This window comes from Pontibacter chitinilyticus, assembly GCF_039748935.1.
In the GTDB taxonomy this organism is placed as follows: Bacteria; Bacteroidota; Bacteroidia; order Cytophagales; family Hymenobacteraceae; genus Pontibacter; species Pontibacter chitinilyticus.
The window spans coordinates 418,678-431,021 of the sequence record NZ_JBDIZJ010000002.1 but is presented as its reverse complement, the minus strand read 5'-3'; the positions used below and the strand labels follow the sequence as shown (position 1 = coordinate 431,021).

The 12,344-nt window shown below is 52.5% G+C and carries 11 protein-coding genes; 7 read left to right on the top strand and 4 right to left on the bottom strand.

From position 1 onward, the window contains the following. Window positions 1–230: 230 nt before the first annotated feature. Together ABDW72_RS05410 and ABDW72_RS05405 are read left to right on the top strand one after the other, a co-directional pair. Entirely contained in the window at window positions 231–572 is a 342-nt protein-coding gene (locus ABDW72_RS05410) for a hypothetical protein (protein WP_347157439.1), read from the top strand. Further along, on the top strand, window positions 560–997 hold the full coding sequence (locus tag ABDW72_RS05405) for a hypothetical protein (RefSeq protein ID WP_347157438.1): 438 nt from the start codon (window positions 560–562) through the stop codon (window positions 995–997). Before ABDW72_RS05410 ends, ABDW72_RS05405 begins: the two co-directional genes overlap by 13 nt. Window positions 998–1,142: 145 nt before the next feature. Here ABDW72_RS05405 and asnS read toward each other — a convergent pair whose 3' ends face one another. Continuing rightward, window positions 1,143–2,582, bottom strand: coding sequence for an asparagine--tRNA ligase (asnS, locus tag ABDW72_RS05400; protein ID WP_347157437.1), 1,440 nt, complete (start codon window positions 2,580–2,582; stop codon window positions 1,143–1,145). A 342-nt stretch (window positions 2,583–2,924) separates the two neighbouring features. On the opposite strand from asnS, the gene rpoN reads away from it, so the two are divergent. The 3 genes from rpoN to ABDW72_RS05385 all read left to right on the top strand — a co-directional run bounded on the left by rpoN (window position 2,925) and on the right by ABDW72_RS05385 (window position 6,438). After that, a complete protein-coding gene (gene rpoN / locus ABDW72_RS05395; RefSeq protein WP_347157436.1) occupies window positions 2,925–4,370 on the top strand; it encodes an RNA polymerase factor sigma-54 in 1,446 nt (481 codons plus the stop codon). Window positions 4,371–4,695: 325 nt separating this feature from the next. Next, window positions 4,696–5,682 carry a 3-dehydro-L-gulonate 2-dehydrogenase gene (gene yiaK, locus ABDW72_RS05390; protein ID WP_347157435.1) on the top strand — a complete coding sequence of 329 codons (987 nt, stop codon included), beginning with the start codon at window positions 4,696–4,698 and terminating at the stop codon, window positions 5,680–5,682. 132 nt (window positions 5,683–5,814) lie between these two features. Further along, window positions 5,815–6,438: a hypothetical protein gene (locus ABDW72_RS05385; protein ID WP_347157434.1), complete on the top strand. Its 624-nt coding sequence runs from the start codon at window positions 5,815–5,817 to the stop codon at window positions 6,436–6,438. Window positions 6,439–6,561: 123 nt separating this feature from the next. Here the strand turns inward: ABDW72_RS05385 and ABDW72_RS05380 are convergent, their stop codons facing one another. Beyond that, complete coding sequence (locus ABDW72_RS05380) at window positions 6,562–7,278, bottom strand: ABC transporter ATP-binding protein (protein ID WP_347157433.1); 717 nt, start codon at window positions 7,276–7,278, stop codon at window positions 6,562–6,564. A 232-nt stretch (window positions 7,279–7,510) separates the two neighbouring features. Here ABDW72_RS05380 and ABDW72_RS05375 point away from each other — a divergent pair, with 232 nt between their 5' ends. Together ABDW72_RS05375 and ABDW72_RS05370 are read left to right on the top strand one after the other, a co-directional pair. Continuing rightward, a complete protein-coding gene (locus ABDW72_RS05375) occupies window positions 7,511–8,086 on the top strand; it encodes a DUF4142 domain-containing protein (protein WP_347157432.1) in 576 nt (191 codons plus the stop codon). Between the two features lie 102 nt (window positions 8,087–8,188). Next, a complete protein-coding gene (locus ABDW72_RS05370) occupies window positions 8,189–8,755 on the top strand; it encodes a DUF4142 domain-containing protein (RefSeq protein WP_347157431.1) in 567 nt (188 codons plus the stop codon). Window positions 8,756–8,806: 51 nt separating this feature from the next. Here ABDW72_RS05370 and uvrA read toward each other — a convergent pair whose 3' ends face one another. After that, window positions 8,807–11,713: an excinuclease ABC subunit UvrA gene (uvrA, locus tag ABDW72_RS05365; RefSeq protein ID WP_347157430.1), complete on the bottom strand. Its 2,907-nt coding sequence runs from the start codon at window positions 11,711–11,713 to the stop codon at window positions 8,807–8,809. 141 nt (window positions 11,714–11,854) lie between these two features. Next, a complete protein-coding gene (locus ABDW72_RS05360; protein ID WP_347157429.1) occupies window positions 11,855–12,229 on the bottom strand; it encodes a DUF202 domain-containing protein in 375 nt (124 codons plus the stop codon). Between the last annotated feature and the right edge of the window lie 115 nt (window positions 12,230–12,344).

Below are 12,344 nucleotides of genomic sequence, written 5' to 3'. Positions count from 1 at the left end.
TTTGAAATGAGCGTACCCCAATGCTAGGATGCCCCATATCAGAACGCATCCAGTTTGCTGCACGAGCCGGATTGTGGGCGTGCTACATGCCGTGTTATTTCGGCTATCTACAATCGAGATCAGTATAATACCAGGTGTTTAGCTGTAGCAAGTATAAAATAAACTATACTTGCCAACCGGCAGGTAACGTGCCTGTTTTCGGCCAAATCAACTCTGTAACCAACCTATCTATGATGAAAACAACGCACCGTTTATGGCTGTTATGCAGTGTGCTGTTTATTGGCTATTCGCCATTGCAGGCTCAAACAAAGGACGTATACCCTGCTGCTCCCGGCAAGCTTGTCTTGCGCAGCCTTGGGGCTACCATTGGTGCCGGCGTTGCCGATATGAATTTAAAAGCGCTGAATAGCCGTTTGCAGGTGCTGGAGATCGGGCAACTGGACGGTACCTTGTCGGTTATTAACCTGAGCGTGTATGCTGGATTTAATGGTGGCTTTGGCTTGTCAGCAGATGTTAACCTGGGGACATCATCTGGGGGAGCGTATACAATACCAATACCATGCTCAAGCTGAATACCTTTTCCGCTGGCTCCACGCTCTACTACTCTCTCCTGACCACTAACCGCGTGCAGCTGATGGCGCTGGCCGGCCTGCGCATAAATGATATGCGGTTTACCTATAATTCCAACACCGGAGGGGCGCCTGCTTTTAACGACCTCTTCACAAACCCTGCTGCAAACAGCCGGGCTGTTGTGCTGCAAACCAGTACAGGTGCCGAATCAGCCACTTTCGGGGCGAGGTTTCAATACCGCCTCGGAAAGAAAGAGAACCTGAAAGCAAGGGAATACCGCCTGGGCATCGACTCCGGTTACAGTTATTGTTTTGATGACGTGACCTGGCAGGAGCCGCAAAGTAAAACCATGGTCAGGGACATGCCAGCTGTAAAGCCCGACCACTTTTACCTGAACTTCACCTTCTCCGCGCTACTGCTTCGCTGATACGCAGTAGCCATTGTTGCCTGGTGCAGCTATGCTGATGATCTGCCGTGTTCGGAAGTATAGAAATCATTGCAAGGATAAAGGAAGCTAAATAGAAGAGCCCGGCTAAAGTATAGCCGGGCTCTTCTGTAAGTATAAATGAGTCTTAAAACTCTGCGTTCTGCGGCGTTCTTGGGAAAGGGATCACATCGCGGATGTTGCCCATGCCCGTCACGAACTGCACCATGCGCTCAAAGCCCAAGCCAAAGCCGGCGTGCGGACAACTGCCGAAGCGGCGGGTATCCAGGTACCACCACAGGTCTTCCTCATGAATACCTACGCCTTTCATACGCTCTACCAGAATATCCAGACGCTCCTCCCGCTGCGAGCCACCCACAATTTCGCCGATGCCCGGGGCTAGGATGTCCATGGCAGCAACGGTTTTGCCGTCGTCGTTGAGGCGCATGTAAAAAGCTTTAATGTCTTTCGGATAGTCGGTTACGATCACCGGCTTTTTGAAGTGCTTTTCTACCAGGTAGCGCTCGTGCTCGCTCTGCAGGTCGATGCCCCAGCTAACGTCGTACTGAAATTTCTTCTTTTTGTAGTGATTAGAGTTCACCAGAATGTCAATGGCCTCGGTATAAGTCACGCGCTCAAAGCTGTTGTTCACTACAAACTCCAGCTTCTCGAGTAGCGTCATTTCCTGGCGCTCCTGCTGCGGCTTGCTCTTGTCCTCTTCGGCCAGGCGCAGGCCCAGGAACTCGATGTCGGCGCGGTTCTGCTCCAGCGCGTAGCGGATGATGTACCTGATAAATTCTTCGGCCAGGTCAGCATTCATTTTTAGGTCGTAGAAAGCCATCTCCGGCTCAATCATCCAGAACTCAGCCAGGTGGCGCGTGGTGTTGGAGTTCTCAGCTCTAAAAGTCGGTCCGAAAGTATAGATGTCGCTGAAAGCCATGGCGGCCAGTTCGCCCTCCAGCTGTCCGGATACCGTCAGGTTCGTGGCTTTGCCGAAGAAGTCCTGGGCATAGTTTACGCTGCCATCCTCGTTGCGCGGCGGGTTGATCGGGTCTAAAGTGGTGACGCGGAACATCTCGCCGGCACCTTCTGCATCCGAAGCCGTTACGATCGGCGTGTGCATGTACACAAAGCCTTTCTCGTTGAAGAACTTGTGCACGGCAAAGGCCAGCGTGTTGCGCACCCGGAACACCGCGCCGAAAGTATTGGTGCGGAAGCGCAGGTGGGCGATCTCGCGCAGGAACTCCAGCGAGTGTGCCTTTTTCTGTAGCGGATATGCTTCCGGGTCGGCTTTGCCCAGCACCTCAATGCTCGTGGCCTGCACCTCAAAGGCCTGTCCCTTGCCCTGCGAAGCTACCAGTTCGCCGGTTACGGCAATGGCAGCGCCCGTGGTCACGTCCTTCAGGGCCTCTTCGCTGAACTTCTCAGCGTCAGCTACTACCTGCAGACTGTGTATCGTGGAGCCGTCGTTTACGGCGATAAAGTTCACATACTTGTTGCCGCGCTTGGTGCGCACCCAGCCTTTCAGCAATACTGTGTTGCCTACTTCGGCCCCTTGTAGCAGATCTTTTACTTTTGTGCGTTGCATGTATAATGGTTGTTATCGCCTCCCGCTTCAGGAAAAGGCAGATGACTTTAAATGTATAAATTAAAACTGAGGCGGCCGCTATCCGCCCAAACCTTTTCGTAGCCTGCAGCCCGTACGTTAGGGAGCCAGCGCCTGCAGCAACAGCAAGCCTGTTGCTTTCCGACTTTGCGGGCAGGATTAAACTTTCGGTGCAGCTTAAGGCCACGTTAGTAAGCTGACATTTGCTTCCTGGCGTTTAAAATCCCTCAAAGTAACGATATTTTAACCTTTTTTGTAAATGCGAGTAAAATTATCCTAAATTTGAAGGTGCAGATTTTAGCGCAATTTCTCGTATAAACCTATATGCAGCGACTCGATTTAAGACAGCTTTTATCCCAGAAGTTATCGCCGCAGCAGATACAATTTATCAAGCTGCTCCAGATACCTACGGCCGAGCTGGAGATGCGCATAAAGGAAGAAATGGAAATAAACCCGGCCTTGGAAGAGGGCCGCGAGGAAACAGCCGACGAATACAACGACTCGGACGACTACGACAGCGGCGAGGATGACTACGGCAACAACGAGGACGTTGACATCAACGATTACCTGAACGACGACGAGATCAGCGGCTATAAAATGCAGGGCGACCGCGGCGGCGATGAAGAAGACCGTGAGATGCCGATTGCCATGGCGACCAGCCTTACCGACGCGCTGCTGGATCAGTTGGGCTTTCTGAACCTCGACGACAAGCAGTATAGCATCGGCATGCAGCTGATCGGCAGTATCGACAGCGACGGCTATATTCGTCGCGACCTGAGTGCGATTGTCAACGACCTGGCTTTTTCTCAGAACATCGAAACCACCGAAGAGGAGGTAGAAATGGTATTGCACATGGTGCAGACCTTTGACCCCGCCGGCATTGCTGCCCGTGACCTGCCTGAGTGTTTGCTGCTGCAGTTGCACCGCCGCGACCAGGATGCCACCACTGTGCTAGCCGAACGCATTCTGGAGGAGAGCTTTGACGAGTTTACCAAGAAGCACTACCAGAAGATTCAGTCGAAGTTTAATATTTCGGAAGAGGAACTGAAGAAAGCGGTAGATGTGATCATCCGCCTGAACCCCAAACCAGGAGGCGCCGGGGCCGGCATGACGCGCATCCAGTACATCATCCCGGATTTTATACTTACCAATACCAACGGCGAGTTGCAGCTGTCGCTTAACTCGCGCAATGCCCCGGACCTGCGCATCAGCCGTTCCTATGCCGATATGTTCGATGCCTATGATAAGTCGGACAAGAAGGACAAGAAGCTGAAGGAGACGGTAACATTTGTAAAGCAGAAGCTCGATGCGGCCAAATGGTTTATCGACGCCATCCGCCAGCGCCAGAACACACTGCTGCGCACGATGGAGGCCATCATCAAATACCAGCACGACTTTTTTCAGGAAGGCGATGAAAGTGAACTGCGCCCGATGATCCTGAAGGATATTGCCGAGGAGATCGGGATGGATATCAGCACCGTGAGCCGTGTGGCCAACAGCAAAGCCGTACAAACAGAGTTCGGTATTTACCCGCTCAAGTACTTCTTCTCCGAAGGCATCGCCACTGACTCAGGCGAGGACGCCAGCAGCCGCGAAGTGAAGCACATCCTCAAAGAGATCATTGACGGTGAAAGCAAACGGAAGCCCCTTTCGGACGAAAAGATAGAGCAGATACTCAACGAGAAAGGGTACAACATCGCCCGCCGGACAGTAGCCAAATACCGCGAGCAGCTCAACATACCCGTTGCCCGCCTGCGCAAAGAACTGTAGATCATCTGAGCATCAGACTGGTGCACTATACTTTCCTGCACGCAATTTTATACTTATCCTTCTGAATGATTTCGTAGGCAACGGGAATACTGCTTCGTCTTTCTTTAACTACGTTCTTAACAGGATAGCAGTACATCTCCAAGCTATAGTATAGAAGGAGATAGTTCCATTCTGAAAAGGAGGATTTTGCCGCTCAAGCAAACCAGTTCTGGTTTTATAAGATTTGTCTTTAGCGAAGTAAACCATACTTTGTAGGGCTGAAGGGCGGATTTATACTTTTGCCTGCATTTGCGTACACCAAAGCTTACACCTTAGCCAAGCGAACATGAACGTAACATTCCAGGAGCTGAAAGCGCAGTTTGAGAAAGTACTTGTTAAACATGGATTTTCGGAGGAGCGGGCGGAGCTTTGCGCCAGGATCTTTGCTGAGAACAGCCGCGACGGCGTCTACTCGCATGGGCTGAACCGTTTTCCGGTATTTGTGCAACTGGTCGCGAAAGGTATGGTTGCTGTACAGGCTGAACCTGAGTGCATCGGCCGGAATGGTGTGCTGGAAACGTGGGACGGCCACCGGGCGCCGGGTATGTATACGGCTACCCTGGCCATGCAACGGGCTATAGCGCTGGCGAAGGAAAACGGAATTGGCGGTGTAGCTGTGAAAGACACGAACCACTGGATGCGCGGCGGCACTTATGGCTGGCAGGCTGCCGATGCGGGCTGCATTGGCATTTGCGCCACCAACGCTATTGCCAACATGCCGCCTCACGGAGGGGCAGAGCCACGCCTGGGCAACAACCCGCTGGTAATTGCTGTACCGCGCAAAGGAAGAGGCCATCTGGTGCTGGATATGGCGATGTCGCAGTTCTCATATGGCAAGCTGCAGGAGTATGAACTGAAAGGAGAACAGTTGCCCGTAGCGGGTGGTTATGATAAAGACGGCCGCTTAAGTATGGACCCGGCCAGTATCAGGGCGTCGGAGCGGGCCTTGCCGATCGGCTTCTGGAAAGGCTCTGGCCTGTCGCTGATGCTGGATGTGCTGGTGGCCTCGTTAAGCGGCGGTCGCTCAGTTGCCAACATTACGGCTGACGGAATGGAAGCCGGTGTGTCGCAGCTCTTCCTGTGCATCAATGCAGAACATTTGGAGGAATCGATCATAGAAAACATTCTTGCCTATACCCGTAGCAGCCAGCCGGTAGAAGGGGGAGGAAAGGTGCTGTACCCGGGAGAAAGAACGCTACTTACCCGCCGCCGAAACGAGCAGGAAGGCATCCCGGTAAATGAAATGATCTGGCAGCAGGTGCTGGCACTCTAAGTAAAGATTTTGTTGGTATATTAGGAACAGTTTGCCAGCACTAAGTAGAGCGGTGCCAGTATGGCTGGTGCCCACAGCACCAGGCGGCAGGCGCAGCTTCCAATATATAAGTTACATTCATACTTCTTTCAAGTGAACCGTTCTTTTGCACAGGTGCTGTCGGTGGTGTTTCATCCGCTGCTTTTACCAACGTACCTTTTTGCAGTCATCCTCTTTTACCTGCCGGAGCCGCTGCTCGGACTCTCGTACCAGGGCCGCTGGATTATCCTGGGCATGTTGTTCTTTACTACTTTCATTATTCCGGGGCTCGGCGCTTATACTATGGTGCGTGCCGGGCAGCTGGATTCGATGGAAATGGACCGGCGCGAGCAGCGAGGGCTGCCACTCCTTTTCACCGGGATGTGTTATGCTGTAACAGCCTACCTACTGCACCACGAGCAGGCGTTCGATGCGATCTTTTATTTTGTGATGACCATCATGGCAGCCTCCGTTTTCCTCACATACTTGGTGTCGCTGTTCTGGAAAATAAGTGCGCATGCCATTGGCATGGGTGGTGGCTTTGGGCTGTTGCTGGCAATGAACAGGCTCATGCCGGATGCCGGGCTGCTGCCACCGATTGTCGTGGTGCTGTTTCTGTCCGGCGCGGTGTTATCGGCGCGGCTGGCGCTGCACAAACATACGCCCGCACAGGTCTACAGCGGCTTTGCCAGCGGAATGTTGCTGGCGCTGGTGGCAGCGCTTACGGCTAGCTTATAGATGGCAGCCAACGCAAAGCATGCCGGGTGCCGGAATACAGAGCAGGTCTGAAGTATAAGTATATAACGTATAAAGGCAGCAAAGCACTTGCTCCCTTTATACGTTATAGGCAAACGGCTTATGTTAAAAAGCGTAGCCCAGCGACAAGTTTAGCTGCGGCGATGGTGTGACAACGACGGCGGAGTTACCATCTGAAGTTAGTGTACGGCCTACAATGTAGTTTTCCAGCAGGGCGCCGGCTCCTTTGGCATACGCATACTTTACGCGTGCTCCCAGCGCGCCTGAAACGGCCAGGTTCAGGTGCGTACCCAGTTTAAACTGCCAGCCGAGCTCATAGTTCAGCTCCAGCGAGTTCTGGTAAAGGCGCCCGATAAAACGGTAGTCAGGATCTTCCGGAGACAGCTGCGGCTGGTCTAATGCATTTTCCTCAAACACCATAAAGCGATAACCAAACATAGGCCCATGGAAGAAACCGAAAGGCGTGCCGGACCGTTTTTTAGATGTATAATGGCGCTGGCTCATACGCACGGCAAAGCCCTGCACCTTTTTCCCGTTGTCCAGCAGGTTATCGCCTCCGTCTAAATAGGCTTTGTACAGGTAACTTAGCCCTAACTCATTCGATACGTGGTTGGTGCGCAGCTTCTCGTAAGACAAGTATAGCTCGTTCAGTTGCAAGGGATGTAACTTCAGCACATGGTCGTAGGCAGGGTTTATGTTCCGTACTTCCACTTCCTGCAGGTCTTCATCGGGGCCTTGCTGCTGGGCTTTTGCACCTGCCGGCGGCAGCAGGAGTAAAGCCAGGAGCCAGAGGAGCTTGTCGAGATGTAGTTTTTTTGTCATGAGCATTAAATAAGGGCGAAAGGTAATTTAACTTTTGTGTGTAACAGGAGCATTGGTATTGTGGGGCATGCATGCTATGCAGCGGATGTTCTTTATTTTGTACTATAGCTATAACATTTTGAAGGAGAACACCAGCGGCATCCTTTTATGCGTTTAGAATAACTCCTTCACGAATAGGGCGTATACTAGTGTTGTTTGATGAAAGAACTTAGAACTAACAGAACGTAAAATTATGAAAAAATTTGCATCGACAGGACTACTTTTAAGCGCTTTATTATTGGGCACTGTATCCTGTAATCAGAACAAAGGAGCTGTAGAGGAAGCGCAGGAGACAAACGAACAGAAGTTTGACGATACTGCTGTAGAAGATACCAAAGATAACTTGTCGGACTTTATGACCAAGGCGGCTAGCGGTGGCATGATGGAAGTACAGTTAGGCCAACTGGCACAGCAAAAAGCCCAGTCGCAGGACGTGAAGGACTTCGGACAAATGATGGTAGATGATCATACCAAAGCAAACCAGAAACTGAAAGACCTGGCCGCACAGAAGAACATTACATTACCTGACAGCATGGCCCCGGAGCAAATGGACCATGTGAAAGAGCTGCGCGATAAAACAGGTGCTGAGTTCGACAAGGCTTATATGTCGTTAATGGTAGATGACCACCAGGAAGACATTGACCTGTTCCAGAATGCAGCCCAGAACCTGGAAGACCCGGATGTAAAAGCTTTTGCGTCCAGCACAGTACCTGTACTGCAGAAACACCTAGACCGTGCGAAAGAAGTGAACAATACTGTAAACAAATAAGAAGCCAATGTAGCGCGGTTAAAGCCGCTCCGGGCAATTTGAATCAAAGCATCTGCAGGTTTTCTACTTGCAGATGCTTTATATTTTCCGTAGCTTATACTTATGAAAAAAACTATACTGATAGGTCTAATTGCTGCAAGTATGCTTACCGGCTGCAACTCAGACGACAGCATCAGGCAAGCAAAGGAACAGAGCGTACAGCAGTTTGAAGCTGCCGGTGTTACCAACATGGAGAATGATGCCCTTTTTGCTGCCGAGGCAGCCAGCGCTAACCTGCTGCAGATACAGTTAGGGCAGGTGGCGCTTGAAAAAGCCGTGAGCCCGGAAGTAAAACAGCTGGCAGAGAAATTAGCCAACGACCATCGCCAGATGCAGGATGACCTGGAAACGCTAGCCAGTCAGACCAAACTGGTGCTGCCCGATAAACTTGGGACAGCACATCAGAAAGTATACGATGAGATAACCGGCAAAGATGGTATTGCATTTGACCTGGCTTACATCCGGGCTATGGAAGACCAGCACGAAGATCTGGTGCAGCGGTATGAAGACATGGGCGAGAACGGCGTAAGTATGGAGGTGAAGCAGTATGCTTCTAAACAGCTGCCACTGCTCAGGCTGCACCTGCAAAAAGCAACCGATCTGGAAAACGTGGTAAACGACGCCAGCTAAGTATAAAAAGCCGCCCCAGGATAAGGCGGCTTTTTATACTTTCTAGTGCAACTATGCTTCCCCGTTCTCGCGGTAATGGCTGGTCTTGAGCTCTTCTTTCAGGAACCGGGAGGTATAGCCTTTGCCCGAAGCGGCTACTTTCTCCGGCGTGCCCTTCGCCACAATCATGCCGCCCCCTTCGCCACCTTCCGGCCCGATGTCGATGATCCAGTCGGCTACTTTGATCAGGTCGAGGTTGTGCTCGATGATGAGCACCGTGTTGCCCTTGTCGGTGAGCTTGTGCAGCACGTCCGACAGGTGCTCAATGTCCTGGAAGTGCAGGCCGGTCGTCGGCTCATCCAAGATGTAGAGCGTCTGGCCCGTGTCTTTTTTGGATAGCTCCGTGGCCAGCTTCACGCGCTGCGCCTCGCCACCGGAAAGGGTAGTGGCCTGCTGGCCGAGTGTGATGTAGCCCAGGCCCACCTCGTTCAGCGTCTGAATCTTGCGCAGAATACGGGGCTGGTTCTCAAAAAACTCTACGGCATTCTCCACCGTCATGTCCAGCACGTCGGTAATGCTCTTGCCTTTGTAGCGCACTTCCAGCGTTTCGCGGTTGTAGCGCTTGCCTTTGCATACTTCGCAGGGCACGTATACGTCCGGCAAAAAGTTCATCTCAATCGTGCGCATGCCTGCGCCCTCGCAGGCTTCGCAGCGCCCGCCTTTCACGTTAAATGAGAAGCGGCCCGGCGAATAGCCTCTTATTTTAGCTTCCGGCAGCTGCGCAAACAAGGTGCGAATCTCCGTGAACACACCCGTATACGTGGCGGGGTTGGAGCGCGGCGTGCGGCCAATCGGCGACTGGTCCACCTCAATCACCTTGTCTATCTTCTCCAACCCTTCTATACTTTTGTAAGGCAGCGGGTCGCGCTTGGCTCGAAAGAAGTGCGTGTTAAGTATAGGATAAAGCGTGTCATGAATGAGGGACGACTTGCCACTGCCCGACACGCCCGTTACACAGATCATTTTGCCCAGCGGCAGCTCCAGCGTCACGTTCTTCAGGTTATGGCCGGTGGCGCCAATTAGCTTCAGCACCTCCCCTGTGCCAGGGCGCTTCTCGCGGGGCACGGCAATGCCGCGGCGGTTGCTCAGGAAGTTGGCCGTTGTCGTGCCGGCGTTCACCATTTCTTCCGGCGTACCGGCCGTTACCACCTGGCCACCGTGTATGCCGGCGCCGGGGCCAATATCCACCACATAGTCCGCCTGCAGGATCATGTCTTTGTCGTGCTCTACCACGATGATAGAGTTGCCCAGGTCGCGCAGGTCTTTGAGCGCGTTGATGAGGCGCTCGTTGTCGCGCTGGTGCAGGCCAATGCTAGGCTCATCCATGATATAGAGTACGCCCACCAACTGCGTACCAATTTGCGTGGCCAGGCGGATGCGCTGGCTCTCGCCGCCCGACAGCGTGCGCACGGGGCGGTGGAGACTCAGGTAATCCAGGCCCACATCCAGCAAAAAGCCGATGCGCTTGCGGATCTCTTTGAGCAGCTCGCGCGCAATTACGTTCTGGCGCTCACTTAGCCGCTCTTCCAGCCCCTCAAACCAAGCGGCCAGTTTCGTGATGTCCAGTACCGAAACTTCGCCGATGTTTTTGTTATCCAGCTTAAAGTGCAGCGATTCTTTTTTGAGGCGGTAGCCGTTGCACTCGGGGCAGGTGGTGGTTTGGGTAAAATCTTCGATCCAGGCGCGGATGTTATCGGAATCCGACTCCATCTGGCCTTTCAGGAAGTTAATAATGCCCTCAAACTCCACGGTATAGTTGCCCTTCCTGGTGTTTACCTCCAGGTCTTCTTCCAGGCCATAGAGCAGCACTTTCAGCACATCGGCTGGCAGGTCTTTGATCGGTGTAGACACCGATACCTTAAAGTGCTTGAACAGCGCTTCGATCTGCTTAAAGATCCAGATATCGCGGTACTCGCCAAGGGGCGCAATGCCGCCGCGGCGTATACTTAAATCTTTATCAGGTATAACGGACTCCTCCGTGATTTCCTGCACTTCGCCCAAGCCATTACACACCGGGCAGGCGCCATACGGCGAGTTAAATGAGAAAGAGTTTGGCGCCGGATCATCATAGGCGATGCCGGTGGCCGGGTCCATGAGATGCCGCGAGAAGAAGTGTGTTTTATCTGTATCCGCATCCAGCACTAACACCATGCCCTTGCCGTGCGTCAGCGCATTCTGGATAGAGCTGGAGAGGCGATAGCGGTCTTCTTCCTTCACCACAATCTTGTCAATCACGATCTCGATGTCGTGAATTTTATACCTGTCTACCTGCATTTTGGGTGTGATCTCCACCAACTCGCCGTCTACGCGCGCGCGGATAAAGCCCATCTTGCGGATCTGCTGAAACAGCTCGCGGTAATGTCCTTTGCGGCCTTTTACCACTGGGGCAAGTATAACCAGGCGTTTGCCATCGAAGTTTTCGAGGACATGGCTCACGATCTGGTCATCACTTTGGCGCACCATTTTCTCGCCGGTCACATAGCTAAACGCTTCAGAAGTACGCGCCCACAGCAGGCGCATAAAGTCGTAGATCTCGGTGATAGTGCCCACCGTGGAGCGGGGATTGCGACTGGTCGTTTTTTGCTCAATCGAGATCACCGGCGAAAGGCCCTCGATCTTATCTACATCCGGTCGCTCCAGGCCACCCATAAACGAGCGGGCATAGGCCGAGAAGGTTTCCATGTAGCGGCGCTGCCCTTCGGCATAAATGGTATCAAAGGCTAGCGAGGACTTGCCCGAGCCGCTGATGCCGGTAAATACCACTAGCTTATAGCGCGGCAGTTTAATGGAAATATTCTTAAGGTTATGTTCACGGGCACCGTATACTTCTATTTGCTGCGCATCGCTGTCCAGTGCTGGCGCGATAGCGGCTTCAGTTGCTGTGCCGGATAGTGAGGATTGCTCTTGGTTAAAAGCCATGCAGGATGGGTTGATTTTAAATAGCAAAGGTACAAAATTGCCGGCGTTCTGCAGCTGCAAAACGCCATCCTTTCTTAACAGCAGGAAGCGGCAATTGGTTTAGCTGTAGCAGCTTTTATCGAAGAGGTACAGAGGATTGCTTTAAGGCAGGTTGGCCTTTGCCTTTTCCTGCTCGGCCACCTGCGCGTGCACATGGCTGGTAGGTGTATACGATTCGGTGTGGCTGTCGATCTGCACCTGCTTTTTGGTATAGCGGCGGTAGCCGTACCACCCAAACGCCAGCCCCAGCGGAATAAAGATCATGCCGATACCAAAGTATAGCGGGTCGTCGAAGAGCTTCATAAAGGTAAGGCCAGCCAGGATCAGGGCCATGGCCGTGCGGGAGTAAGCCAGCAGTGTGCGCTCGTTAGCCAGGTTGGTACGCTCCAGGGCTAGCGTATCCCGGATTTCCAGGTTGCGCTTTTCCTTGGCTTTGAGATCTGTCTTTATCGCTTTCTTTGCCTTTTTGTCCAGCATTATCTCAGGCTTTTAGCTAAGGTATACGGAGTGAAAAAGCAGGGGGTGCAGCTACCATATAAGTATAAATATAAGTATGGCCGGAGAGTAATAAAAAAGCAGGCCCTGTTGGAGC

What these genes read in the sequence shown, in the direction of transcription:
- ABDW72_RS05410 (WP_347157439.1), top strand. Translation starts at nt 231, where the DNA reads ATGATGAAAACAACGCACCGTTTATGGCTGTTATGCAGTGTGCTGTTT.
- ABDW72_RS05405 (WP_347157438.1), top strand. Translation starts at nt 560, where the DNA reads ATGCTCAAGCTGAATACCTTTTCCGCTGGCTCCACGCTCTACTACTCT.
- asnS (WP_347157437.1), bottom strand. Translation starts at nt 2,582, where the DNA reads ATGCAACGCACAAAAGTAAAAGATCTGCTACAAGGGGCCGAAGTAGGC.
- rpoN (WP_347157436.1), top strand. Translation starts at nt 2,925, where the DNA reads ATGCAGCGACTCGATTTAAGACAGCTTTTATCCCAGAAGTTATCGCCG.
- yiaK (WP_347157435.1), top strand. Translation starts at nt 4,696, where the DNA reads ATGAACGTAACATTCCAGGAGCTGAAAGCGCAGTTTGAGAAAGTACTT.
- ABDW72_RS05380 (WP_347157433.1), bottom strand. Translation starts at nt 7,278, where the DNA reads ATGACAAAAAAACTACATCTCGACAAGCTCCTCTGGCTCCTGGCTTTA.
- ABDW72_RS05375 (WP_347157432.1), top strand. Translation starts at nt 7,511, where the DNA reads ATGAAAAAATTTGCATCGACAGGACTACTTTTAAGCGCTTTATTATTG.
- ABDW72_RS05370 (WP_347157431.1), top strand. Translation starts at nt 8,189, where the DNA reads ATGAAAAAAACTATACTGATAGGTCTAATTGCTGCAAGTATGCTTACC.
- uvrA (WP_347157430.1), bottom strand. Translation starts at nt 11,713, where the DNA reads ATGGCTTTTAACCAAGAGCAATCCTCACTATCCGGCACAGCAACTGAA.
- ABDW72_RS05360 (WP_347157429.1), bottom strand. Translation starts at nt 12,229, where the DNA reads ATGCTGGACAAAAAGGCAAAGAAAGCGATAAAGACAGATCTCAAAGCC.